General features: G+C 62.1%; 25 protein-coding genes and 3 pseudogenes. 15 read left to right on the top strand and 13 right to left on the bottom strand.

Annotation, left to right across the window (positions count from 1 at the left end; translation table 11 throughout):
* Positions 1 to 14: 14 nt before the first annotated feature.
* From KB879_RS37285 to KB879_RS40310, 3 genes are all read left to right on the top strand, one after another.
* Entirely contained in the window at positions 15 to 1,670 is a 1,656-nt protein-coding gene (locus KB879_RS37285; RefSeq protein WP_211982891.1) for an acyl-CoA synthetase, read from the top strand.
* 706 nt (positions 1,671 to 2,376) lie between these two features.
* Positions 2,377 to 2,565, top strand: a complete 189-nt coding sequence (locus KB879_RS37280) for a DUF302 domain-containing protein (RefSeq protein ID WP_249221405.1) — start codon at positions 2,377 to 2,379, stop codon at positions 2,563 to 2,565.
* Positions 2,566 to 2,691 carry a hypothetical protein gene (locus KB879_RS40310; RefSeq protein WP_256449350.1) on the top strand — a complete coding sequence of 42 codons (126 nt, stop codon included), beginning with the start codon at positions 2,566 to 2,568 and terminating at the stop codon, positions 2,689 to 2,691.
* A gap of 1 nt (position 2,692) precedes the next feature.
* Here KB879_RS40310 and KB879_RS37275 read toward each other — a convergent pair whose 3' ends face one another.
* The 4 genes from KB879_RS37275 to KB879_RS37260 all read right to left on the bottom strand — a co-directional run bounded on the left by KB879_RS37275 (position 2,693) and on the right by KB879_RS37260 (position 6,442).
* Positions 2,693 to 3,829 (bottom strand): zinc-binding dehydrogenase, encoded by a 1,137-nt coding sequence (locus KB879_RS37275; protein WP_211982887.1) that lies wholly within the window; start codon positions 3,827 to 3,829, stop codon positions 2,693 to 2,695.
* A 657-nt stretch (positions 3,830 to 4,486) separates the two neighbouring features.
* Positions 4,487 to 4,945 carry a fumarylacetoacetate hydrolase family protein gene (locus KB879_RS37270; RefSeq protein WP_211982885.1) on the bottom strand — a complete coding sequence of 153 codons (459 nt, stop codon included), beginning with the start codon at positions 4,943 to 4,945 and terminating at the stop codon, positions 4,487 to 4,489.
* 138 nt (positions 4,946 to 5,083) lie between these two features.
* Positions 5,084 to 5,695 (bottom strand): PolC-type DNA polymerase III, encoded by a 612-nt coding sequence (locus KB879_RS37265; protein WP_013959282.1) that lies wholly within the window; start codon positions 5,693 to 5,695, stop codon positions 5,084 to 5,086.
* Between the two features lie 210 nt (positions 5,696 to 5,905).
* Positions 5,906 to 6,442 (bottom strand): hypothetical protein, encoded by a 537-nt coding sequence (locus tag KB879_RS37260; protein ID WP_249221404.1) that lies wholly within the window; start codon positions 6,440 to 6,442, stop codon positions 5,906 to 5,908.
* Between the two features lie 634 nt (positions 6,443 to 7,076).
* Here KB879_RS37260 and KB879_RS37255 point away from each other — a divergent pair.
* The 4 genes from KB879_RS37255 (at position 7,077) to KB879_RS37240 (ending at position 9,244) form a co-directional block, all read left to right on the top strand.
* The gene (locus tag KB879_RS37255) at positions 7,077 to 7,538 is read left to right on the top strand and encodes a hypothetical protein (RefSeq protein ID WP_211982883.1); all 462 of its coding nucleotides are present in this window, start codon (positions 7,077 to 7,079) and stop codon (positions 7,536 to 7,538) included.
* Positions 7,486 to 8,415 carry a tyrosine-type recombinase/integrase gene (locus KB879_RS37250; RefSeq protein WP_211982881.1) on the top strand — a complete coding sequence of 310 codons (930 nt, stop codon included), beginning with the start codon at positions 7,486 to 7,488 and terminating at the stop codon, positions 8,413 to 8,415. Before KB879_RS37255 ends, KB879_RS37250 begins: the two co-directional genes overlap by 53 nt.
* A gap of 49 nt (positions 8,416 to 8,464) precedes the next feature.
* Complete coding sequence (locus KB879_RS37245) at positions 8,465 to 8,704, top strand: hypothetical protein (protein WP_249221545.1); 240 nt, start codon at positions 8,465 to 8,467, stop codon at positions 8,702 to 8,704.
* A gap of 108 nt (positions 8,705 to 8,812) precedes the next feature.
* On the top strand, positions 8,813 to 9,244 hold the full coding sequence (locus KB879_RS37240; protein ID WP_211984527.1) for an HU family DNA-binding protein: 432 nt from the start codon (positions 8,813 to 8,815) through the stop codon (positions 9,242 to 9,244).
* 102 nt (positions 9,245 to 9,346) lie between these two features.
* On the opposite strand, the gene KB879_RS37235 is transcribed toward KB879_RS37240, so the two are convergent.
* The 4 genes and pseudogenes from KB879_RS37235 to KB879_RS37215 form a co-directional block, all read right to left on the bottom strand.
* A complete protein-coding gene (locus tag KB879_RS37235; protein WP_249221402.1) occupies positions 9,347 to 9,571 on the bottom strand; it encodes a cell division protein ZapA in 225 nt (74 codons plus the stop codon).
* A gap of 147 nt (positions 9,572 to 9,718) precedes the next feature.
* Positions 9,719 to 10,617 (bottom strand): annotated as a pseudogene (locus tag KB879_RS37230) (exonuclease SbcCD subunit D); the annotation flags it as partial.
* A 939-nt stretch (positions 10,618 to 11,556) separates the two neighbouring features.
* Positions 11,557 to 12,768, bottom strand: a complete 1,212-nt coding sequence (gene hmpA / locus KB879_RS37220; protein WP_211982877.1) for an NO-inducible flavohemoprotein — start codon at positions 12,766 to 12,768, stop codon at positions 11,557 to 11,559.
* 430 nt (positions 12,769 to 13,198) lie between these two features.
* Entirely contained in the window at positions 13,199 to 13,381 is a 183-nt protein-coding gene (locus tag KB879_RS37215) for a toxin-antitoxin system HicB family antitoxin (protein ID WP_063712362.1), read from the bottom strand.
* Positions 13,382 to 13,609: 228 nt separating this feature from the next.
* On the opposite strand from KB879_RS37215, the gene KB879_RS39955 reads away from it, so the two are divergent.
* Positions 13,610 to 14,116, top strand: coding sequence for a hypothetical protein (locus tag KB879_RS39955; protein ID WP_249221401.1), 507 nt, complete (start codon positions 13,610 to 13,612; stop codon positions 14,114 to 14,116).
* Here KB879_RS39955 and KB879_RS37205 read toward each other — a convergent pair.
* From KB879_RS37205 to KB879_RS37185, 5 genes and pseudogenes are all read right to left on the bottom strand, one after another.
* The gene (locus KB879_RS37205) at positions 14,032 to 14,235 is read right to left on the bottom strand and encodes a hypothetical protein (protein ID WP_211982875.1); all 204 of its coding nucleotides are present in this window, start codon (positions 14,233 to 14,235) and stop codon (positions 14,032 to 14,034) included. The genes KB879_RS39955 and KB879_RS37205 overlap by 85 nt on opposite strands.
* Before the next feature lie 148 nt (positions 14,236 to 14,383).
* Positions 14,384 to 14,599, bottom strand: a complete 216-nt coding sequence (locus KB879_RS37200) for a hypothetical protein (RefSeq protein ID WP_211982873.1) — start codon at positions 14,597 to 14,599, stop codon at positions 14,384 to 14,386.
* A 320-nt stretch (positions 14,600 to 14,919) separates the two neighbouring features.
* Positions 14,920 to 15,234, bottom strand: coding sequence for an H-NS family nucleoid-associated regulatory protein (locus KB879_RS37195; RefSeq protein WP_013959497.1), 315 nt, complete (start codon positions 15,232 to 15,234; stop codon positions 14,920 to 14,922).
* A gap of 502 nt (positions 15,235 to 15,736) precedes the next feature.
* A pseudogene (locus KB879_RS37190) lies at positions 15,737 to 16,289 on the bottom strand (transposase); the annotation flags it as partial.
* Positions 16,277 to 16,787: pseudogene (locus KB879_RS37185) on the bottom strand (IS110 family transposase); the annotation flags it as partial. The pseudogenes KB879_RS37185 and KB879_RS37190, both read right to left, overlap by 13 nt.
* 237 nt (positions 16,788 to 17,024) lie before the next feature.
* Here KB879_RS37185 and KB879_RS37180 point away from each other — a divergent pair.
* Genes KB879_RS37180 through KB879_RS37150 form a run of 7 tightly spaced genes read left to right on the top strand, consistent with a single transcriptional unit; the run spans position 17,025 to position 24,494 of the window.
* A complete protein-coding gene (locus KB879_RS37180; protein ID WP_211982871.1) occupies positions 17,025 to 17,300 on the top strand; it encodes a ribbon-helix-helix protein, CopG family in 276 nt (91 codons plus the stop codon).
* Between the two features lie 3 nt (positions 17,301 to 17,303).
* Complete coding sequence (hyfB, locus tag KB879_RS37175) at positions 17,304 to 19,328, top strand: hydrogenase 4 subunit B (protein WP_153955582.1); 2,025 nt, start codon at positions 17,304 to 17,306, stop codon at positions 19,326 to 19,328.
* 7 nt (positions 19,329 to 19,335) lie between these two features.
* Entirely contained in the window at positions 19,336 to 20,283 is a 948-nt protein-coding gene (locus KB879_RS37170) for a respiratory chain complex I subunit 1 family protein (RefSeq protein ID WP_153955583.1), read from the top strand.
* 10 nt (positions 20,284 to 20,293) lie between these two features.
* Positions 20,294 to 20,953: a formate hydrogenlyase gene (locus KB879_RS37165; RefSeq protein WP_153955584.1), complete on the top strand. Its 660-nt coding sequence runs from the start codon at positions 20,294 to 20,296 to the stop codon at positions 20,951 to 20,953.
* A gap of 16 nt (positions 20,954 to 20,969) precedes the next feature.
* The gene (locus tag KB879_RS37160; protein ID WP_035825909.1) at positions 20,970 to 22,409 is read left to right on the top strand and encodes a hydrogenase 4 subunit F; all 1,440 of its coding nucleotides are present in this window, start codon (positions 20,970 to 20,972) and stop codon (positions 22,407 to 22,409) included.
* A 4-nt stretch (positions 22,410 to 22,413) separates the two neighbouring features.
* Positions 22,414 to 23,964 carry an NADH-quinone oxidoreductase subunit C gene (locus KB879_RS37155; RefSeq protein WP_211982869.1) on the top strand — a complete coding sequence of 517 codons (1,551 nt, stop codon included), beginning with the start codon at positions 22,414 to 22,416 and terminating at the stop codon, positions 23,962 to 23,964.
* On the top strand, positions 23,964 to 24,494 hold the full coding sequence (locus KB879_RS37150; protein WP_013959507.1) for an NADH-quinone oxidoreductase subunit B family protein: 531 nt from the start codon (positions 23,964 to 23,966) through the stop codon (positions 24,492 to 24,494). Before KB879_RS37155 ends, KB879_RS37150 begins: the two co-directional genes overlap by 1 nt.
* Positions 24,495 to 24,610: the final 116 nt, after the last annotated feature.

The following is a 24,610-nucleotide window of genomic DNA, read 5'->3' as shown; positions in this document are numbered from 1 at the left end:
GTGGAGACATCGCTATGACCGGAAACATTTATCAGAGCGGGCTTGGCCGTACCCCTGCAAATCACCTCCCGCTGACACCGCTCCACTTCCTTGATCGGTGCGCCGACCAATATCCCGATCACATCGCGATCATTCACGGCTCGATGCGGCAAACGTGGAAGCAAACACGAGAACGCTGCCTGCGCCTGGCGAGCGCGCTCGTCAAGCGGGGCATCAAGCGTGGAGATACGGTTTCGATTCTCGCGCCCAACACTCCCGCCATGGTCGAGGCACATCACGGCATCCCGTTGTCGGGCGCAGTGCTCAATGCGATCAACTGCCGGCTGGATGCCGAAGGCGTCCGCTTTATCCTGCGCCACGGCGAATGCAAGGTTCTCTTTGTCGACAGGGAGTTCTCTTCGCTCGCTGCAAAAGCGCTCGAACAGATTGAGAACGAGCCACTGGTCATCGACATCGCTGACATCGAAGCACCCACCGGCGATCTGATCGGCGAGATGGAGTACGAAACCTTCCTCGCTGAAGGTGACGCTGACTTTCCGGGCGTATGGCCGGAGGACGAATGGGACGCGATCGCCTTGAACTACACATCCGGCACCACATCGGACCCGAAGGGCGTCGTACCAAGCCATCGGGGCGCCTACCTGATGAGCATGCTCCAACTCACGGATTGGGGCATGCCCCGTCGGCCGGTGTATCTGTGGACGCTTCCCCTGTTCCACGCAAATGGCTGGTGCTTCGCGTGGGCGATCACCGCCGCTGCCGGCACGCACGTCTGCCTGCGAAAGGTGACCGCGGCGAATATCTTTGGCGCCATCAAGCAGCATGACGTGGATCACTTCTGCGCAGCACCGATCGTATTGGCATCGCTCGCCAACTCTTCTGATGCTGAGCGTTGTCAACTGCAGCGTACTGTCCGAGTTAGAACGGCCGGCTCACCGCCGCCTGCAGCAGTGCTGAAGTCAGTGATCGAGATGGGGTTCGAAGTTGAACACGTCTACGGCATTACGGAAGCATCCGGCACCCCGGTGAGCAGCTTCATCAACACGGCATGGAGCGATAAGCCGATGGATGAGAAAGCGCGCCTCATGGCTCGCCAGGGCAATCGGGCCTCCGGCTTGGAAGACCTTCGTGTTGCTGACCCAGTCACTTGCGAGCCTGTGCCCCGGGATGGCAAAACTCAAGGTGAGCTCTTGCTCCGCGGCAACATCGTGATGAAGGGCTACCTCAAGAATCCCGAGGCCACTGCCAGCGCATTCAATGGGGGCTGGTTCCACACAGGCGACGTCGCTGTGATGCATCCGGACGGCTATATCCAGATTACGGACCGCTCGAAGGACGTCATCATCTCTGGTGGTGAGAACATTTCTTCGGTGGAAGTCGAAGACGTTCTCCATCGGCATCCGGCTGTCCTGATCGCTGCTGTAGTCGCTCAACCAGACGCGAAGTGGGGAGAGTCACCTTGCGCGTTCATTGAGCTGAAGCCCGGCGTCGCTGCCCCAGACCAAGCTGACATCATCCGCTTCTGTCGTGAGCACCTGGCCCACTACAAGTGCCCGGTGAGGGTCATTTACGGGGTACTTCCAAAGACGGGAACGGGCAAGATTCAGAAATTCAGATTGCGGGAACTGGCGGGAAGCCGCGAAGCCATTACGGACCTTTCGAACGTTTAGGTCCTTGGCAGAATCTCCATCCCGAGCCGGCGGCTCGTCGTGGAATCCACCACGCAAAGCGACGCGGGCAGGCCAGCTGTGGCGAGATGGAGCTCCCCAGCCGCATAGGGCAAGCTTGGTCACCCGAGTCGGGCATGTGGGGAAACCATATTTCGGACCCATATCCAAACTGAGGGCGGCTATGTTCGCCACCTTGCAGTCGCCGACAGCCGCCGCCGAGGTCGTCGTGAGGTTCTGTCGCCGTCGAATCGATCGGACGTTGAAAAAGATCAACCTTTCCGGCCCCAAAAGTGTCGGCGAGCTAATTGCGGAGTACAGCTCAGACCGCAAGCCTGGATGTCGCAGGCCTCGCCGCGGGAGCAACTCAAAAGATTCAGGACGCATTGGCATGTGGGGACTTGCGTAGCCTACTGACCATCTATGACAACAAGGGGTTGCTTGCCCTTGCAGCTCAACACCTGAAGCAAGCGAGATTGGCTACCTTTGAGGCATGGCTGACAAGGATCCTGAGAGATGAAGCAAGGGCACCTGAATTGGCCGCAGCGCTGAAGGCAGTCCTGCCGGCAGTGCAAGCCACCAACGACCGTTAGACTTTGGGAACGGTCGTCCCATCCGCCGGACGCGAATGACGGCAACGGGTCGGTCAGAGACGGGGCCGCGGCATCACCGGCAGCAGCCGGCCGTGACCGGCCAATTGGACAAGGGCATGACGATCTTCGCGCGGATCTACCATGCTGAGGCTGCACGCAACGCCGGGCTGGCAATGCCGCCGACGCAGGTGCTGATCTATGGCAACGCCAAGCGGGGAACGCCGTTGATGCTCGCGGCACGCATCGTTGCGCTGAACTTGCCCCTGCGCGTGCTGGTGCGCGATGACTGCCAGGGCAGCACCTGAGTGAGCTTCCACACCGCCGCGGAACTGGAAAGCGCTCACCCATTGCCGGCCGGCACCGCCGCGCCGCTGGCTGTGGCGCAGCGGCTGATTCTTGACACGGTGGGCGCGCAAGGTGCCCCGGGGTGATTTATCCGGCCAGGCCCTTGTTCGGGTTGATCAGGTACTTCTCCCCCGTCGCGCGCTTGTTGTAGACGGCGATCACGTCCAGGTCCAGCACCTCGGCCAGCGAGATCTCTTTCGAGTAGTGGCTGGCAAAGGTGGTCTTCAGCTCCGCCACCACGCGTTGCTTCAGCGCGTTGGCCCGCTCGCGCCCGATCTTCTGCAGGAACGGGAACAGCAACCAGCCGCCCATGCCCCAAGCCATGCCGAAGTTGCGGTTGAACTCGGTCGGGCTTGTGTCCAGGCCGCCGTAGAGGTAGACCTGCTTGTGGGTGGTCGAGCCATAGCGGCTGTATTCGCGGGCCGTCTTGTTCAAGGCCGCTTCCATGCAGGTGAGGATCTGGCCGCCGAGCTTGCCGCCGCCCGTGGCGTCGAACGCGATCGTTGCGCCAGTGGCGACGAGTGCCTCGGTGAGGTCCTGCATGAACGTGGGCGACGCGGCGTTGCAGACGTGGACCGCACCTTGTGCCTTGAGCAGGTCCGCCTGCTCTTGCTTGCGCACTATGTTCACCAGCTCGATGCCATCCTTGAGACAGATCTGATTGAGCATCTGGCCCAGGTTGGAGGCCGCGGCGGTGTGCACCAGGGCGCTATGTCCTTCGAGCCGCATGGTCTCGATCATGCCCAGTGCGGTGAGCGGGTTGACGAATGACGATGCGCCGTCAGCAGGTGTGGCGCCTTCGGGCAGGACCAGGCACTGGTCCGCGGAAATGCAACGGTACTGCGAGTACATCGCGCCGCCGATGGCAGCCACGGTCTTGCCCATCAAGGCTTGCGCCGCAGGGGACGAGCCTGCATCGACGACCACGCCCGCGCCCTCATTGCCAACCGGCATGGACGCATCCAGGCGGCCCGCCATGCTGCGCATCGCGCCTTCCGGAACGCGCGCGGTGACTATGGGGCGCTCGGCCGTGCCGCTGGCCTTGGCCGTGCTCATGTCGGCCGCACCGAACAGCAGGCCGAGATCGGACGGGTTGAGGGGAGAGGCTTCAATGCGGATGAGCACTTCATCCGGGCCAGGGTGCGGCGTGTCGATGCTGTCCAGCGACAGCGCGAGTTCACCGCTGCTCTTGATTTGCGAACGAAGTTGAAGTGCGGTGTGCATTCGATGTCTCCTTGGTCTGTCGGTTTGCCGTGAGCGGGGCAGCAGCGTGGGACTGTTTTCGCCAGCAGTCAGCAATGTAGCAAGTTCCTGCGAATCCCGTACTGGGCCGGAAATTCAGGTCATGCGTCGGCCGACAGCCCATCATGCATCGCACTGATAGCGGTGGATATGTCAATCACCTGGCGGTCAGCCCTCCCACAATCCAACCACTGTCGCCAGTGTCCAGCAACTGGGGGGAAGTCGCTTTTCGATGCAGAGTTGGGGGCTGTCGGGAGTGGGATAGACCATCGGGTAGGAGGCGGGGTCGCCCCCACCGTCCTCCCACGACACAGAATGTACAGATCACGTATCCAGCGTTTCCTGTCTGCTCGACACCGCACTGGCAGTCGGCATTGAGCTTGTTTCTTGCATCGTGTCATCCGCCGCCCAATAGGCACCCGAAACTACCCTCGGGACAAGTTTTCTTGGCCCCCAATCGCGCTACGCGCGAAAGGGTGATAACCGCAGCGGACAGCTGCCTCGAATGCGGCGCGCGGGAACGGGTCGAGGACGGGTGGACGGCACACTGTCCCCCATCAGCAAACAACGAACATCCACGCGCGAAGCCAGCGAGCTGCAGAGCTTGGCAATGAGTGTACTAGGTGCGGACGCGCACTGTTACGGACCCGCAACAATTGTCGCGGCACATGATCCGAATCCAATGGAGGCAAAGCCCATCCTCTCGCATCGCCCTTGCAGAGTCACTTCGTCGCCTTCAAGTAAAAACGTTCGGCGCTCACCATTTGGAAGGTTGATTGGCTGCTGGCCACCGACAGTCAGTTCCAGCATGCTGCCCAGTTCGGCATTCGTCGGGCCGGAGATCGTACCTGTGCCAATCAAATCTCCAGGCATCAGATTGCAGCCATTGACTGTATGGTGCGCAACCATCTGTGCGGGTGTCCAGTAGAGATACCGGGAGTTTGAGTTAAGGATTTCCACGGCTAGATCGCCATGCTCACGCATTTTTTCCGTGGACAGAAGAACGCGAAGTGCGATGTCAAAGGCGCCGGATTCCTGATCTTCAGAATCAAATAGATACGGGAGCGGATTGGGCTCATCGACTCTACGAGCCAGCACGGGTAAGGGATGCGTTTGATTGGGCGGGCCCCGTGCTCCGCTTACGCAAAGAGCGCGGCAACATCATCTCACTGGGTCCCCGGCTACGGCTTACCACCGGTCCCCAGTGTGGGGTTGCTTTAGACTTGGCCACGGCCGCTAACCCGTGCATAGCGAGCGCAGCAGGGTTGCGACGTTGGCACGGCTGGTCGCTTGCACACGGGTCATGAGGTCATGACCAATTTGCCCCAATCCGTAGGTCTCAGCGATATCGTGTTGGAGGCGAGACCATAGGCCACTGGTGACCTCAGCGTCGGCCATTGCTCGGTGCGCCCGGCCGGCCATCGGCAAGTGCAGCATCTTCGCTAGCGTCGCTAGCTTGTGATTCTGTGCCTGCGGGTAAACGCGTCGCGCAACAAGCATCGTACAGGCGAACGACTGCGGAGCCGACATGCCGAGGTGAGCCAGCTCCGCCTGCCAAAACCTTCGGTCAAATCCCGCGTTGTGGGCCACCACGGGATAGTTGCCCACGAACTGTGCTGCTTCACGCATCACCGTCGATGCGGCGGGCGCCGATGCGATCATCTCGTTGGTAATGCCAGTCAGGCGCACCACCTCAGCAGGGATCCGCCTACCCGCATTCATCAAGCTTTGATAGCGGTCGACAACATTTCCGTCACGCATCAGGATGACAGCAATCTCCGTCGCTCGGTCACCTCGACTCGGCGACAGTCCTGTCGTTTCAAAATCAAGCACCGCAACGGTCTGCACGTGGCCCCTCTTGTCAGTCTGCGCACCGGGCCGCTTTTTGCCAAATGTTGGCGTGATCAGCGCGTACCAAGGAATGGCACCAGCACGGCATCCGCATGAAAGGGCATCATTCTCCCACGCTCTGGGTGCCCTGCCCCATTGGTAAGCCATGCTTTGGATACCAGGTGCGCGGATCCAGAGACGTTTGTTCGCGGCCGCGGCCTGACACAGTTATCGCGTCCGGATGTAGGCCCTGAACAGGCCCGGATGCAGGCCGCGCAGGGTCTTTCTTCGTTCGAGAAGTTCATGCTGCCGGCCTTCATGTTCGAGGCTCAACAGGTCAAGCACGATCCGCAGCCCCTGCTCTGGCAATGTATGCGTCGAGGACTCAGACGCGCGCAGGAGAGCCGCCAGCCCCGGTTTGTCAGTCAGTGCCCACGCTGGAAACCACGCAAGATCCTCGATGGTGCCGTCTCCGTCGAAATTCGCATCGAATCGCCGCCTTAGCGCCAGCAAAGACGGATCCCCGAGCGATTGCATTAGCCCGCCAAGCCGCTTCGGCGACAGCCAGGCAAGCTCGACCAGGAGCGGCCACGCGGGTTCCAGCCCTTGGAGGATGTAGACCGTCTCGGCCATCCATGCGAGCGGGATGGGAATACGTCGCCACAACTCGATCTGCTTGATGCTCTCGCGTGCCGCAGAGCACTCCCCTGCGCGCATCCATAGCGGTGCGGCATGCCATTCCGGCATCTCGCGGTGAAATGGCAATGGTGACGGCTTGCGCGGCGGCCCGCCACAGCGGTATGCACCAGGCCCTGCCCGCGACATCCCGGAATGCACGACAGCTGGCTCGCTCGGCGAATAAAGGGCCTCGCACGTGTCACGGAGTGCGGCATGACTGGCGATGTAATCAGGGGCTCAAGCGCGGCAAGCACGTCATTGCGAAGCATGATATCGCGGCTGTCTTCGAAGAGGTCGAGCTGCGTCGCGTGCTGCGCGAGATCGCGACTTGCGCGCTTCAGTCGCCGCGCGCTAGCCCCCGGCTCTCGCAGTGGCGCAATGCCCCCCCGGACTGTACTTTCACGAAAGTGAAATTATTACCCCTCGTGATGGACCGCCGTTCGTTCCTTGTCGCCGTAGTGGCAGTGGTAGCCGCAGTTGATGCCGCCAACCGCAACAAATCTCGCGTACGAAAACCCCATCGGCCCAGACGTGACGACCGGCCGTCCGTGGCAACGCGATACTGCGCCGCATCGCCTTGACTTTTCAGCCGAGCCGCTACGCTGAAAAGTCCGAGAGCCACGACCACCGATGTGGAAGTTGAGGAGAGCGTTCGGGGCCGCACGAAGATCTCCGCGCGCTGGGGCAAGGATTTGCAACCACTCACGATACAGGAGGCTGCGTGACCGATCTCTATCAAACGCTTGAAGCAAAAGCCCTATTCCAGCCGTTTCATGGCACATCTGAGGCGCTGATCGCCCTGGCCCATGCCGGCTTTCGCGCCTGGGCCGAGGCGGACAATTTGAATTTCCCCGAGGAAAAGCGCTACGCCCTGCTGCACGAAGTCCTGCGCTACTGCGCCGACCGGTGCCTGCTGGCTTGTTGCTTCTCCCAGGAACGACGGCTGAGCGAGATCGCCGAGATGCTGGACGCAAGCTATCCCCGCTATGCGCTGACTCGAGCGCGCGTGTCTGCGCGGCGCAATCGCAATGGAAGACCGCGCTTTAAACCCCCCTCTGCTGCAAGCAATTCCGCCTCAGCGAGGCGGCAAGGTGTTGGGGGAAAGTCAAATTCAGTATATAACTTCGCCTATGACTGGAATGGACATCCTCTGGCTCTCGAACCCCACGCTTGCTTACCGTGACTGGCAGGCCCGCGAGGCGGCCGGCGCGGACAGGCGCCCCTTTGCTGAGCGCTCGATCGTGCAGCACCGGGCGATGTTCGAGCACTTCCGTCGGCACCTGCTGGCCCGGGGTACGTCGGTGGCCAGCTTTGGCACCGACGACATTGAAGCCTTCTGGCAGACCCCGGAGGCGAAGACCTACTCGCAGGCCACCCGCATGCGGTACGTGAAGCTGCTGGATCGCTTGTGCCGGCATCTCGTCTTCGCCGGCGTGCGCGAGGACAACCCCGCCGCAGGCTTGCTTGCCTCGGTGCGCTGGCCAGAGGAAGAGCCCACGCCGCAATACCTCGATGCGACAACTGACCAGCGCCTGCAGGCCTACCTCCAATCCCCCACCGAAGACTTGGCCAGCCTGCGCAGCCGCGCCATCGTGGCAATCTTTCTCGGGACGGGTATCACGGCGGCCGAGGCGCGCGTGGCGCGTATGGGCGACCTCCATCCCGACGCCGCGCCGTCGTACCTGTTCGTTCCAGCCCAGGGTCCAAGGGAGGCTCGCACCGTGCATCTGTCGGACTTTGCCGAGCCGCTGCTGCGCGACTGGCTGGCGCGCCGAAAGGCGCTACCGATCAAGGGCGATCGCCTCTTTACCCTGCGCCCGAACGGCCAGCCGATCACCGACATGAGCCTCGGCCGGATCGTCTCGGAGATGCTCAATACGATCGGCGCCACAGATGTCGAGATGAGCCCGCGCACGCTGCGCAATACGTTCTGCCGCCGCCAGCTGCTCGCCGGCCGCCCGCGCGAGGAAGTCAGCCAGATGCTCGGGCTGGCCAGCAATCGCACGTGCGACCGGATCTTTGCCACCATCCAGCAGCCTGCGATCTGGCGCAGCGGCTAACGCCCTGGAGAAACCAGCAATGCCTGCGCTGTACGAGAGTCCCTTGGACATGCCGCTGGAAACGGCCAAGGCCCTCTACCGCCGCGCGATTGAACCGAACGCGTCCTACGGCGAAGGCGATGCCTGGTGGGCCGCTGTCGCGGCAGAAGTCGTGGCCGTTGCCGGCGCGGAGAATACCGCCGCGGCGGCCATCATCGCGTGGTGGCATCACGACTGGAGCCAGGTGGAGGCGGCAGCCGCGCGTTTACGCCGCGCATCCCGGGCCCTTTCGCGCCGGGTCAGCAAGTGAACTGCGGGGAATTTCCCGCTTGCAAGGATGCCGGCTTTTGCTATCCTTCGCTGGTGCGCTGCATGCCAGTACCGGCCTGCAGGCGCGCATCTCCAACCCGATACGACCATGGCCACGAAAGCTAAACCCGTAGCAAAGACCGCAACGAAGACCGCTGCAAAGAAGGCTGCCCCCGCCAAGAAGGCCGCTCCGACCAAAAACGGTGCAGCGGCCGCGCCGGTCGCAAAGCCGATCAAGGACACCTTCAACAAGTCCAGCCTGCTGGCACACTTGGTTGCCCAGACCGAGCTGGACAAGAAGACCGTGCAGACCGTGCTGGCTCACCTGGAAAATACCGTGCTGAGCGCGGTCCACAAGAAGGGCGCTGGCGAGTTCACCCTGCCAGGCCTGTTCAAAGTGGCGGCCATTCAAGTGCCGGCCACCAAGAAGCGTTTCGGCAAGAACCCGTTCACCGGCCAGGATCAATGGTTTGCTGCCAAGCCAGCCAGCGTGAAGGTGAAGGTGCGTCCGCTGAAGAAGCTAAAGGACGCCGCCTTGTAAGCTACCCCATCGTCCCACTGGGCAAAAGAAAGCCCCGGCATCTCGCGAGGTCGGGGTTTTTGCATGGACTGGGGCAGCGCCCCATGAGTTGATTGGAGCGGGCTACACGTCCGCGAGGTAAGCCACGCAGCCGCTCCCGCTTTCGGTTCCGGCAATACGCTGGCCCTCGCGGCAGTCCGCGAAGTTCGACACATTGGCCTCAATCTCATTGGCCAACTGGCGCAGACAACGCGCCGCCGCTGTCGGGCCGCCTGCCCCTTGGAAGGACTGGTCAGCCAGATCGATACCGATGATCAGGTCCACCGCGCTTGCGGCCAGAAAGCCCATGCTTGACGTGGCTCAGGAAGGCCTCGCGCAGGCCAAACGTGATGTCGTCGCTCTGACCGAGCTGGCGGGCTAGCGCGATCACGTCTGGCCATGCCGTGCAGCCGCATAGTCCCTTGGGTTCCAGCGCGCTCCACTGGCTGGCGTAGAGAGCTTGACCTCGGCCGCACCGGCACACAGGGCGCCTATGGCGTCGCGATCGACTATTTGGCGGTGCTCCTCGTCCACGACCCAGCGGATACACACGAACTTGTCGGCCGCTTCAGCTGCTACGCGAGTGAGCTGCGCCATGCGGGCGGCCCGTCGAAGTCGATGCACAGCGTCTCGCGTGCCGGCGTCGCCACCGGTCTTGTCTCTGCCTGCCCTGGCGCGACGCGCCATTGCAGATAGGTCTTGTCACCGATTTCGCCGTAGTGGAAGCGCCCGATCGAGCCCGGATAGCGACCAGCCGCCCCTCGCGATCCCATTGCTGGGCGCGGTGGATATGGCCGAGCATGAAGCCGTCGCATTCGGCGTCGAACAGCGCTCCAATGGTGAATTCATGATCGAATCCGGCCATCGGCACGCCGTGCTTCGTCTGGCAACCGTTGACAGTACCGTGTGAGATACCCATCGTGCGGATGCCACGCGCGCGCAGCGAGCGGGTTCACGGTCCCCGCGGCGGGCAGATAGGCTGCCAGATGGTCCCACCCTACCGCAGTCGCCGCATCGGATGTCCCGACGGCGACGGCGAGCATCGCCCTGTTCACCGTCGGCACGCAGGTAAAGACCACGTCCGGCATGCCATCGGCCAGCAGCACCTCGATCTCCATCGGCGTGAAGAGCGCACCTACCGACGGGGTGAAACCGCCTTCGTGCAGCGCGACCTGGTGGATGCGGTCGGCGATATAGACCGGATGGCGGTTGCCTACGAGGCGAAACAGATCCAGCGTGCCGGCCGGCTCGTGCGAGAACGTGCCCTGCAGCATCACCACCGGCATGTGATCGGAGAGCTCACGGATACGCTCGGCCAGCACGCGCAGCGCCGGCGCGTGGGCGCGGCCTTGGTGAGAACCTTGCTACCGGGGCAGATCTTGCCAATGATGGGCGGCCGCGCGGGCCGCTCTTCTATGAGACTGCGGGGATGCCCGAAGTCGGTGTAGCCAATGGTTCGTTGCATAGTGCGCTTCTCCTGCGTTCAAGGACTTGAACGACGGCAGCGCGAATGGATGCAGCATGCTCCCGAAGACGCAGGGCTGTGTCGGCCCCGCGCCGGGTCGTTACTTGGGAAAGGAACGCCGCTTGGGCGCGCTCCGCTAGACAGGCCACATGAGCGGCTTCACCCAAACTCAGCACTGGGCTGGCCGACATAGTCGGACCGCCGGCGGGCGAGCATGGCCGCAATCGCGGCACGAATCTCGGAATTCTGTTCGATGGCAGACAGCATGCTCAGCTCCTGTGTCGAGGGTTCCTACAAACAAAAAAAGCCCGCTCTGGCAATGCGGAAGCGAGCTTGTTTGCAGGAAAACCCGTTGCCACACCCCTTCCGGGGGGGGTGGCAACCAGGGAACTGTGCGCCAATGCGCATGCTCTATGAGGACGTAAGAGTCGTCCTCGTGCAGCAGGGTCACGCTGCACTTTAGAACACGAGGTTCACCGCAGGATCACGGATCAGCCGACGACGGCCGTTCTGCCCAAGAGGGGCCAAGAGAGAGACGCCACTTGGTCCCGAGCTCGAACGGTGTCCACAGTCTCCGCAATTCCCGGGCCAGGGCTAACAGGAACACAGGCGCTCGCCTGTTGGGTCAGCCGATCTTTCTTGAGAAGTCGGCGGTCGACGGATAGTAGTGCCGCTTCAGGCTGCAGCATGGTCAGGTTGTGATGGCCGGATACGGCAGCCAGCGCGCGTAACCTTGTCACCAGCCGCATGGTCGCCGTATGCCGTAGATTGTGCCAATGGGAAGCATTCCTGGCAGCCTGTACCCTGACTGCTCCCCACCGCCGTCCTGCTATTCAGCAAAAAGGTCTGGACCAAACACTTCGTAATGGATGCATCCCTCATGGACGCCCAGCTTCTTGAGTGCATCATGCTGCATCCGCATAAACGGAATCGGACCGCAGATGTAATAGTCGGCGTCAGGCAGCAGGATCGATTTCTCGATCAGCTTCACATCGACCAATCCCGGGTAGTCGTAGTCCCGGCCTTGGACATCTTCCGATAGCGGCTGGTCATAGAACACAAAAAGATCGAAGTTTTCGTACGCCTTAGCTGCCTCACGCAGCCGGTCACGCATGGCGTGTACGGCACTGTTGCGTGCCCCATGCACAAAAACCACTTGCCTCGGCGGTTCCTGCAATGCGTTCTTGAGCATGCTGATCATGGGTGTCAGCCCCACGCCGCCGCTGATCAATACGATGGGTGTTCTCGCATTGACATCGATATGGAAGCTCCCATACGGCGCAGCCAGCCTGACCTCATCCCCGACATTGACGTGATCGTGCAGCAGGTTCGAAACATAGCCCGGTGGCTGCGTCCCGCCAGCTTCCCGTTTGACGGAGATGCGATAGCTGCGTCCGTTTGGCATATCCGACAGGCTGTACTGGCGAATTTGCTGCAAGCCGAGCGCGGGCACATCAATCGCGACACTGGTGTATTGGCCGGGTTCGAAGTTCAACAACGGACCACCATCGACCGGCTCAAGGATAAATGACGTGATCACGTCGCTTTCGGGGCGCTTCTCGCGAACCACAAAGTTGCGCCATCCCTTCCAGCCGCCCGGTTGTTCCGCAGAACGCTCGTATAACTCGCTTTCCATGCCCATCAGGACATTGGCCAGATTCCCATAGGCTTGCGCCCATGCGGAAATAATGTCGTCGGTTGCGGCATCGCCCAAGACTTCCTTGATCGCTGCCAGCAGGTGTTCCCCAACAATGGGGTATTGTTCCGGCCTGACGCCGAGACTCGCATGCTTGTTGGCAATGTTCTTCAATACGGCCAGCAGACTGCTCGGGTCCTCGATATTCTCGGCATATGCATAGACCGCCCGCGCCAGCGCCTGTTGCTGCTGGCCTTGTTCCTGATGAGCCATGTTGAACACATTCTTCAGTTCGGGATGCGCTTCGAACATGCGCTTATAGAAGCACTTGATGATGTCGTAACCGTGTGTGGCCAGAACCGGTGCCGTGGCCTTCACGATGTCCTTTGTCTGCTGGGTCAGCATTGCCTCTCTCCTTACGCGGGCGTGGGGGGTCGCCAAATTGGGAAGGCTAGACGGTGGCCCAATCTCGCCGCCTTGATCAAGGTCAAGTCTAGGTGAGACGTTCTTGACGGGGCAACGCGCAGTGGTTGTTGAAGGCTTGAGCGATGCCACTACCTGGCGGAGATCGAAGTCGTAAGGGTCTTCCGCAATTTGTGTGACGACGGCGAACTCGCGTGGAAAATCTTGCCGTCGTCTCCCCCGCCCCACTACCACTTTTCTTCTGCTTGTTGACAAACGTGGGCGAGCCCGCCAGCCTCGTCGAACGGCTCCAATGATTCTCTGAACTCGTTGATTTTTTTATGCGCCAAATTCCTTATGCGGCACTTTCATGTTGTCAGGCGGCAGTATGGTGCCCACGCCGCTTTCACCGGGAAATTTGGATCCGCATTTCCTATGCCAGAACCGCCAGGCGAGCGCTGACCAGACGGTTAATGCTGACGCCTTGCTCCGCCGCCTGAGTCGCCAAGGAACGATGCAACTCCGGCGGGATGCGAAGCGATAGAACTCCGCTATATTGCTTATCCGCCAGCGGGATCAAGAACGATGCCCAGATTAGAGTCGGCGGTGAATCCATTACGCAGTCGCCTCGTCGCGGAGAATAAGCTTGTGGATTATCGGAGAGCGCGGGTGGGACGACCTCCCGTGCATCGATCTTCGAGGCGTAGGGCCTCCCCTCTTGTACGGTCTTGTGTTTTTGTCAACGTGATCTATTGTGAATTGGCGTCTGTGTTCGGCAAGCATCCGAGGCTGGCGTAGCTGAAGAATCAACACGCACGATTTAGCACCCAAGAGAGGGAACATCATGCTTCGCGGACTATTCATACTCCTTTGCCTCTGCCTTGGAACATTGTCCGCAGCACAGGCCAAGGGAGAACCTGAAAAAAGCATCGAGCAAGGCCCCCTGGAGAACCGGGTTAAGACCCTTGCGTCCATACAACCGGGGCTCGGGACTGTGATGCATGAGATGGGTTACCGTTTTACTAATATCTATTGGGCAGCCAATGGTGGCAATTGGAGCTTGGCGCAATACCAGCTCAAGGAGCTTCTTGAAGCTCAGGAAGTGGGAGAAATAACCAGACCGCAGCACGCACCAATGCTAAAGGCCAATGAGGAAACCTACCTCGCACCGCTGGCTCAAGCCATTGAAAAGCAAAACATCAACCAATTTAATCACCGTTTCTCGGCGGCGGTGAACGCTTGTAACGCGTGTCATACCGCATTGGGCTATGGCTTCATTCTGTTTAAGGTACCAAAGCTGCCGAAGCAGGAGTTTCTTGACTTTTCCCTCAAGACCGACCCCAAGCGCTGACGTTCGCTCAGCGTCAGGGCGGTTGTCACCATGGAAAACCGCATAGCGCCCTCACGGGCTTCGCCGTACCGCCGGCCACGAATGGTGAACTGGTGCAGATGTTCGTCCGTCCAGCCCATGACCGCCTGGATGACAGGCGTGTGGCTGCCCGAGGGCAATGTGCTCGGAATAGACGATAGTGCCCATCAAATTTAACCCGCTTCCGTGGATCGCGTCATAGGCAACCAACTTGCTGCATAGCATGCCGAGCACATCAATTTCGCTCTGCTACTCGACCTTCTGGAAGAACTGGTAGGCGTCTTTCACCGGGGAGAGCGGCCAAAATAGCTGGCGCCCTGGCATCATCACTGGCGAGCGTGCCTTGGCCAGCGTGACGGGCCCATTCATGCAGCGGCTGGCCGCCGGCAGCGCCGCCACCACGGTGTCGAAATCGATGGGGCAGACGCCGCTTTTAGCCACCTCTTTCTTTTGGGGATCCGACACGCCCCGCTACGCAGGAATGCGGGACGACTGCCGGCCCAGGCGCCTTGGCGAATACGAAGCGCGGGCAACTCACAGCGGTTAATCGATTTTTCGTTCTACGGCTCTCTTCTACCGGATCGCGAGCTTTTTTGCGCCGCGGCATCGAGGAGAACGTTGATCGCCCACGTCGCGGGCGCCGTCACGGAGTGCAGCCATTTCCGTCAGCGGATGTCTCGGCAGGCTCGTGGACGCGGCGAAAATCCTCCTTAGCCTGCCTCCCCACGTCCTCTTCGGAGGTCCTATCAAGTCGCCGGCGCGCGTGGGGGCCCGCGTGCGACCGGTCATTCCTGCGGGATGAGGAAACGCTCGGGACGTTTGCCCAACCATGCAGGCGCCCGGCCTCGTCCGGACCAGGTTTTCCCGGTCTTGGGATCCATATACTTCGGCGGCAGCGGCTCCTTTTCCGCGGGAGCGGAGGCGGTGCCGGCGGGCCTGCCCCGACGGCGCCGCGGCGCGACATCTTCCGGCGACAGACCATACTGAGACATCAAGCCGCGAATCTGTTCGATGACGCTCGCGACCTCGGTGGCGCGTGCCTCTTCGATCTGTGCTTCCAAAGCTTGTTTTTGCACAATCAGTTCTTTATACGTCGCCATCTCTTCGTCTCCAATTTTCAAGTCACGATTGACTTATACGCATTTTAAAGTCGGTCCGCAAGGTGTTCTCTAGATACTGATATGACTTCCCGTGTCAATCGGGATTGGTCTTTGGTTTCTGGTTTGTGCGTTTGATCTGAATTTCCTGAGGGCAACGTAGCAGTAAGTCTCGACGGTGGCTCACACTGGATATTCGCGGGTTGGCTACCGCATTACAGAGGTCTACCTGGACGTCCCCCGTTTGCGAAGGTTTTCGTGCGCGCTGACTGACAGGATAGGTTGCAGCTCTACATTCGGCCTTGTTGCAGCCTGACGCGCTGCGGGCCCCTATGAAATCCGCTGACTCGCACCTCATTCCGCCCACGAGCTAAAAGCTCTCTCTGTAATTCAGGTTTGGCGAGCCCCGGTCCGACCTGTGTTGTCATCGCATACGATTGCCACCGCGACCTTTCAACGTGTCGTCCTGTAAAGGGTTATTGCTCTGGTACAGCACATACCGTGATCATGCCGGCTTCGTACTCACATGCTCTTTTTCATAGGGGCTGTTGTGGGCGAGAACTGCCCAGATTGTACGGGCCATCTTGTTGGCGAGCGCGACGATCGCGACGTTGGAATGCCGTCGTTTGACGAGCTGGGTACCCCATGCACCCGGATCCTTCGCATTAGGTATCACCTCGCTTACTGATGCCCAGCAACACGGTCTTCCCGCCCGTGCCCGTTTGTTTGGGAACCAGGCCGAGCCACGCCGCGAATTCCCGCCCGGACCTGAACGGCTTCGGATTACCCATGGTCGCGACGGCCGCGGTGGCGGTCAGGAGCCCGACGCCCGGTATGGCAGCAATCGCCTTGCATGCCTGGTCGTCTTTCAGCCATGCCTGCAAGCGCCGTTCAATGTCGGCGATCTGCCGGTCGAGCTTATCGAGGTCATTCTACTGCTCGCGCAGTGACTCGATGAGCATGCCGGGTAGTCGCCCGGCGAGTTTCTCCAGAACACCGGGGATTGCCTTGTCGAGCGCCGCTCGGCTCTTGCCCATCACTTCACCATGGCCTGCAAGCCCAGTACGGCCGGGGAGAAGCGCCAGTTGACCACTGCCTCGCGCAGGGCCGCTTCGAGACGGCTGCATTGCGCGATCCGGTCCTCGATAGCACGTCGATTTTCGTCAAAGGCAAGTTGCTGCCACGCGCTATCGAACACAAAGGCGCTGATCCAGCGCCGGTGAGCTGTTCCCCAGTCGGCTCTGCCGCTGTAGCGGACCCCATGTGAAAGCAGAAAGGCCTTCAGCCGTTGGCGGGCGCGCTTCATATCGTCTTTGGCGTTGACCCAGGCGTGACAGATCCCGGAATGCTTCGTCCTCGACGCTGGGCACGTACACCGCCGACAGCTCCCCTGCACGCAACGTGCGCACCAGCTTGACCGCAGCGCGCCGATCGGTCTTGACGCGCTCTCCGGGCTTCTTCGGGATTAGCGACGGCGCGCACACCATGCATTCGAATCCCTTCCCTGCAAGCTGCCGGTAAAGGCCATATCCGCATGGGCCCGCATCGTCTACGAGGCGGGCCAGTTGGTCGCGCTCGAGCTTGCTTACCCGCTCTGCCAGATGGCACAAGTGCGGCTGTTCGTGCGCCGGACGACCACTATCGGTGGCGGCCAACCGGCTGCTGACGGAAATCGAGAAAAACTTCTCGGTGTTCCGGAATCGGCCGGCCAACGCCTCTAGCCCTTTGGATTCGCATGACCATCATCTATGATGTGATTCATGTAATCATCGTATTGCCATCTTGAGGCTCCCATGGAGCAAAAGACCGCTCGGCTTACGCTGCTCATCGATCCCAACAAGAAGGCTGCCTTCGAGCGCCTTTGCGCACAGCAGGATCTGACCGCCTCGCAGGTGATACGGCGTCTTATCCGCGGCTACCTGGCCCGGCATGGCGTCCAGTACGTCCCCAGCGGCGTGGACACGGACAAAGCGGAAGCCATGGGCAAAGAGAGGCCACCGGTCGGCGCGCCGTCGCGGCGCGACGCGAAACTTCCCGCCAAGCGCCGTGCGATCCGTCGCGGAGCCTGATCCATGAGCAGCGTGCCCCCTCTTACCCAATGGCTCCATCTCGACTGGATGCTTGTTGTGGTTGGGGCCTGGCTGCTTGTCGGCGTGGCAGGGGTCCTGGTGCTGCATCGGTTTGCCCTGGTATCCCACGTGCTATTCCCCATCGGGGGACTGCTAGGGCTGGCGCTGTTCGGTCTGGCGCTCCACGCCGTATTCCGCGCGCCTGAGGCTGCCGTGCTGCCCATTGGCCTGCCCGCACTGCCGTTCCACCTCCGGCTCGACAGCCTGTCGGCCTACTTCCTGATGGTAATGGGAGGGGTGGCGACCGGCATCTCGACGTTTGCGGCTGGCTACTTCCGCAAGGGCGAAGGCACGCCACCAGGCCTCCTTTGTCTTGAGTACCACCTGTTCCTCGCCAGCATGACCGGGGTGATCCTGGCAGACGATGCCTACTCTTTCATGGTGATGTGGGAAACCATGGCGTTGTCTTCATTTTTCCTGATGACCGCCAACCACCGCATCGCCGAAGTCCGCGCCGCCGGCTATCTCTACATCACGATGGCACGCATCGGAGCGATCGCCATCCTGCTGTGCTTTGGCGTGCTGCAGGCCAACACCGGCGACTATACGTTTGCCAGCATGCGAGGCCAAGCGCTGACGCCGCTCTGGGCCTCGGTCGGTTTCCTGCTGGCGCTGTTCGGATTCGGCGCCAAGGCCGGCGTCCTACCTTTGCACGTCTGGCTGCCGGAGGCGCATCCGGCTGCGCCGTCACCGGTGTCGGCAATGATGAGCGGCGTCATGCTCAACACTGCCATCTACGGCCTGCTGCGTGTGTCCTTCGACCTGCTGCACGTGCGTCTGTGGTGGTGGGGCGGATTGCTGCTGGCCATTGGATTGGCCACCGCGCTGTTCGGCGTGGTCTTTGCCGCGGTACAAACCGACATGAAGCGGCTTCTGGCTTATTCGTCGATCGAGAATATGGGCCTACTCTTCGTTGCCATGGGCCTGACACTGCTGTTTTCAGCCTACGGCATGGCGCCAATGGCCGCCCTGGCCCTGACAGCCGCGCTCTACCATGTCGCCAGCCATGCCTTCTTCAAGAGCCTGCTCTTTCTGGGAACCGGTAGCGTGCTGCATGCCACCGAGGAGCGAAGCCTCGGCAAGCTAGGCGGATTGATTCGCTATATGCCATGGGTGGGCTGGCTGACGCTGCTGGGCGTGTTGGCTAGCGCCGGGCTGCCCCCGCTCGGCGGTTTCGTCTCAGAGTGGCTGCTGCTGCAGAGCTTCCTGTTCACGCCGGGTCTCCCGGAACCGATATTGACCATGCTGATCCCGGTGGTAGCCGCGCTGATCGCGCTGGTGGCGGCACTGGCCGGCTACACCATGGTCAAGTTCTTCGGGGTGATCTTCCTCGGCCAGCCCCGTGAGCCCAAGCTGGCCCACGCGCACGACGCCGGCCGCTGGGAGCGCGCGGGCATGCTGTGGCTGGGGCTGGGTTGTATCGCGCTTGGCCTGCTGCCGACCCAGTTCGTCCAGCTGATCGATCCGGTGACGCAGCAGCTGGTGGCGAGCGGACTCGGCGCCCGGACCGCGGCCAGCGGCTGGCTGCTGGCGCCGACCGGCCTGGCTCAGGCCAGCTATGGGCCGGTCATTTTCCTGCTAGGCATCCTCGCCAGTTTTGCGCTCGCCTACCTGCTGGTGCGCCGCTTTTACCACGGTCGGCTTCGCCGCAGCCCGCCCTGGGCTTGCGGCTTCCCATGGAGCACCGCGCGCATGCAGGACACTGCCGAGGGTTTCGGACAGCCGATCCGCCAGATCTTTGAACCGTTTTTCCTGATGCGCCGCGATCTGCCGACGCCATTCGATGAACAGCCGCACTACCGGGTCACAGTGGCGGATCATTTTTGGCGCTGGATGTATGTCCCCGTGATCGATCTGGCGTCGTATCTGGCCCGGCTGATCGGCCTGTTGCAACAGGGACGCATCTCGGCATACCTGCTGTACAGCTTCCTGACCCTGGCCGCCACGCTATTGGCTGTGATGCGATAAAGGTTACATGAACCTGACCGGAATCCTGTCACAGCTACTCGAGATTGTGATCTCGATCGCGCTGGCGCCACTACTGATCGGCTGGGTCAATCAGTGGCGGGCATGGCTGCAGAACAAGTCGGCACCCAGCCTCTGGCAACCGTATCGAATGCTGCACAAACTATTCAACAAGGAATCGGTGGTCGCAGATAATGCGTCGCCGCTGTTCCGCGCCACGCCCTATGTGGTGTTCGGCTGCATGGCGCTCGCTTGCTCGATCATCCCTACCGTTTCCACGGACCTGCCACTGGCACCGGCCGCCGACGCGATCGCCCTGGTCGGCCTGTTCGCGCTGGCGCGGGTCTTCATCTCGCTGGCGGCGATGGATGTCGGCACCGCGTTCGGAACGCTGGGCGCGCGGCGCGAGATGCTGATCGGCTTCCTGGCGGAACCGGCGCTGCTGATGGTGCTGTTCTCCGCCTCGCTGATCTCCAAGTCCACCTCGCTCACCACCATTGTGGAGACGATCGCTCACCGGGACCTGGCCATCTACCCGGGCCTGGCGTTCGCCGGCGTTGCGTTCACCATGGTATCTCTGGCCGAGAACGCCCGTATACCGGTCGACAATCCCGCCACTCACCTCGAGCTGACGATGATCCACGAGGCGCTAATCCTCGAATACTCGGGCCGACATCTGGGACTCCTTGAATGGGCGGCCAGCCTCAAGCTGTTCGCCTATTCCTGCATCGGCCTGGCACTGTTCTTTCCCTGGGGCATTGCCGAAGCGCATGCTCCCCTGGCCATACTGCTGGCGCTGCCCGCGCTGCTGCTCAAGCTCATCGTGGGTGGGGTTCTGCTGGCGGCGCTGGAGACGGCGAGCGCCAAGATGCGCATCTTCCGTGTGCCGGAGTTCCTGGCCACTGCCTTTCTGCTGGCTGTGATCGGCATGCTGGTCCACTTGCTGCTGGCTCACTGAGAACACGGCAATGACTGCGCTCCTTACCCAGTTCGTCAACCTCCTTGGCGCGGTGCTTTTGATCCTCGCCTTCGCCATGATCTCGCAACGACGAATCCTGTCGCTGATTAACCTGTTCACGCTGCAGGGGGCGACCTTGGCGTTGGCCACCGCCGTCGTCGGCTACGTGACGGGCCAGCCGCACCTTTATCTGTCGGCCGGGCTGACCCTGATACTCAAGGTGTTGCTCATCCCCTATCTGCTGCACCGCGTTATCGATCGTCTCCAGATACGCTGGGACGTCGAGACGCTGATCAACATTCCCACTACCATGCTGATCGGCATCATAGTGGTTATCTTCGCCTTCAACCTCACCATGCCGATCTCGCGGCTGTCGCTGAAGCTCGCCAGCGGCACGCTGGGCATCGCGCTGGCCTGCGTGCTGTTGTCCTTCCTGATGATGATCACGCGCTCCAAGGCGGTGCCACAGGTCATCGGTTTCCTGGCGATAGAGAACGGTCTCTTCTTCGCCGCCACCGCCGCAACCTACGGCATGCCGATGGTGGTCGAGCTGGGCATCGCACTGGATGTGCTGATCGGCGTGCTGATCCTGGGTGTGTTCATGTTCCAGATCCGCGAGCAGTTCGACAGCTTGGACATCCGTAACCTTGAGAAGCTGAAGGAGGACTGAGTTGATTTCCTTGGCCATGCTGCTCGCAACCCCGTTCGCCGGAGGGCTGGTGCTGGCGCTGGTGGGACATCGCGAGCGTGCACGCGACATCAATGTCGCGTTCAGCCTGGGCACATTCCTCGCCGCCTGCATGCTTACGGCGCAAATCGTCGCCAATGGCCCCATGCTGGCGTGGGGCCGTGAGTTCTACATCGACCCGCTGAACGTTTTTCTGGTTGCGCTCACCGCGTTCGTGGGCCTGACCACCTCGATCTTCTCGCGGCCGTACATGCGGGTGGAGCACGATCACGGTAAGATGACGCCGCCGCGGCTGCGCCTGTACCACAGCATGTACCAGCTCTTCACCTTCACCATGCTGCTGGCGCTGACGACCAACAATATGGGCATCGTGTGGGTTGCGATGGAGGCCGCCACACTGACCACGGTGCTGCTGGTCAGCGTCTACCGCACCGCCGCTAGCCTGGAGGCGGCATGGAAGTACTTCATCCTGTGCGGGGTGGGGATTGCCCAGGCACTGTTCGGCACGGTGCTGCTGTACATGGCCGCCGAGCAGGTCATCGGCCCGGAGGGTGGCGCGCTGCTGTGGACCAACCTGGACGCGGTCAAGCGCCAGCTCGATCCCAACATCATCACGCTGGCGTTCGCCTTCCTGTTTATCGGCTATGGCACCAAGGTCGGCCTGGTCCCACTGCACAACTGGCTGCCCGATGCCCACGCCGAGGGGCCAACCCCGGTGTCCGCGGTGCTCTCCGGCCTGCTGCTCAATGTGGCGCTCTATGCCGTGCTGCGCTGCAAGGTGCTGACCGATGCGGCGCTGGGCAACCATCTGACCGGCCGCCTGATGATGGGGTTCGGCCTGCTATCGGTGGTCGCGGCCGTCTTCTTCCTGATCCGGCAGCGCGACATCAAGCGCATGTTCGCGTATTCGTCGATCGAGCACATGGGCTTGATGACCTTCGCCTTCGGCATGGGCGGGCCGGTCGCCAGCTACGCCGGCCTGCTGCACATGACGGTGCATTCGCTGGTCAAGTCCGCGATCTTCTTCGCTGTTGGCCACGCCGCGCAGAAAGCTGGCACGCAAATCATGGACGACATCCGCGGACTGATCCGTGTCAGTCCCACGGTCGGCTGGGGTCTGATGGTAGGGGTGCTCGCCATCCTGGGTATGCCGCCGTTCGGGGTCTTTGCTAGCGAGTTCCTGATCGTCACGACCGCCATGCGCGAGCAGCCTTGGGCCACGCCCTTCCTGCTGCTCGCACTCGGGTTGGCGTTCGCCGCGGTGTTCAGTCGGGTGCAACCGATGGTGTTCGGCGACACCACGCTAAAGCCGCTGGCGCATCCGCCAGCGCTGGTCCCGGTGTTCACGCACCTCGCCCTGGGGCTAATGTTGGGTCTTTATATCCCGCCCTATCTCAACACCTGGTACCGGCAGGCAGCCGCCATGCTGGGGAGCTGACCCGATGACACCGTCAGATCTCAGGCTCGATCTGCTGCGGCTGCCCGGGCCCCTGCCAGTCTGGCATGGCCAGGTCGGGCACGACGGCTGGTCCGCCACGGCCCGTGCGGTGGCGGACGCGGGCGGGCGCCTCGTCGCGCTGTGGGGCGTCGACCGGAGTGGCAGCGGCGGTGCGTTGACGGCATGCGTGACGTACGCCACGCCGCGGGGACTGATATGGCTCGAACTGCGGCTTGATGGTATCGCGCCCGCGGTGCCGGATCTGGCCGGCGTATTCCCATGCGCGGGCCGGATGCAGCGTGCCATGACCGACCTGTTGGGTATCGCCGTGCCGGGCAACCGCGATGCCCGGGCCTGGCTGGACCACGGCCTGTGGCCGCCGGGGGCGCGGCCGCTGCAAAGCGGCGCGTCTGCGGGAGCGGCCACGGCCGGCAAACTGCCTGCCGACTATCCTTTCGTGCGTGTGGAGGGTGACGGGGTGCACGAGATCGCCGTCGGCCCGGTGCATGCCGGCATCATCGAGCCCGGCCATTTCCGCTTTTCCGTGGTCGGCGAGAAGGTGCTGCGGCTGGAAGAACACCTGGGCTACACCCACAAGGGCATCGAGCGGCGTTTCGCCGATCTGGCGCCGCTTGAGGGTTTCCGGCTGGCCGGCCGGGTCTCGGGCGATTCCACCGTGGCTTATGCCTGGGCCTATTGCATGGCGCTGGAGTCCGCCTGGGGCTGCACGCCTCCACCGCGGGCGGACTGGCTGCGCGCCCTGATGCTCGAGCGTGAGCGGGTGGCCAATCATATGGGTGACCTGGGGGCGCTGGGCAACGACGCGGGGCTTGCCTTCGGCCAGGCGCAATTCTCGCGCTTGCGCGAAGACTGGCAGCGGCTGTCCGGAGAGGCTTTCGGTCACCGGCTGATGATGGACGCCGTGGTGCCGGGCGGCGTTGCGCGCGACCTGACGCCAGCGATGCTTGAGCGCCTGCGTCAGCAGTGCGACCACATTGAGCGGGAAGTACGCGTGCTGCGTGCGGTGTACGATGAGCACGCGGGCCTGCAGGACCGCTTTCTTGAGGCGGGCCGCGTCACGCCACAGCTTGCCGCCCGGCTTGGGCTGACCGGCCTCGCCGGACGTGCCAGTGGCCGCGCCGTGGACCTGCGCTGCGACCTCGCCTGGCTACCTTACGATAGCTTGGCAGTGAAAATGGCCACCCACCGCGGTGGCGATGTCGCCGCCCGCGTGGCGGTGCGATTCGATGAGCTGTTGGAGTCGCTGCGCCTGATCCGCGCTATCTGTGCAGGCCTGCCGGACGGAGCCACGCGAATCGTGCTGCAAGCGCCCGCTGGCGCCGCCATCGGGGCAGGATGGGTGGAGGGCTGGCGTGGCGAAGTCTTCGTCGCGCTCGAACTTACCTATGACGGCCGCATCCTCCGTTGCCATTGCCACGACCCATCGTGGCAGAACTGGCCGGTGCTCGAGCACGCCATCATCGGCAACATCGTGCCGGACTTTCCGCTGATCAACAAATCCTTCAACCTCAGCTATTCGGGGCACGATCTCTGATGTGGCAAATCCTCAAGCAGATTGCCCGCACCGGCATTGTCACCGAGCCGGCGCCGCCCACCGCGGCGGGCGAGCCCGCCTCTATCCAGCGCATTCACCGGGAGCTGCTCGACATTCTCGGTCAGGCGCTGACGATCCGGCAGGTCGACGCAGGCTCGTGCAATGGCTGCGAGCTGGAGATCCACGCACTCGGCAATCCTTACTACAACATTGAAGGTCTCGGCATCAAGTTCGTCGCCAGCCCGCGCCATGCCGACATGCTCCTGGTGACCGGACCCGTCTCGCGTCACATGGAAGAGGCCCTGCGCCGTACCTACGCGGCAACCCCGGAGCCGAAACTGGTAGTGGCGGTGGGCGACTGTGGCTGCACCGGCGGTATCTTTGGGGAGAGCTATGCAAGCTGCGGTCGTGTCGCCAATGTCATCCCCGTAGACGTAACCGTGCCAGGCTGTCCACCACCGCCATTAGAGATCCTGCGCGGGATTCTGAGCGCCATTCGGCAGCGGCAGACCAATCCCGCACGGCGCTAGCGATGTTGCTCGCCAGGGCGCCTTGTATGCGATGCCCTGCAATTTGCCAACTTAGGCCCAGACTCGCAATCGTCGACACCGCTTGGCCCCGAAAGCACCTAACGCGCGTCGCGCCA

The sequence above is a fragment of the Cupriavidus sp. KK10 genome (genome assembly GCF_018223725.1).
Taxonomy (GTDB): domain Bacteria; phylum Pseudomonadota; class Gammaproteobacteria; order Burkholderiales; family Burkholderiaceae; genus Cupriavidus; species Cupriavidus necator.
Note: the sequence above shows the minus strand (reverse complement) of the source record. Positions and strands in the feature narration are given on the sequence as shown.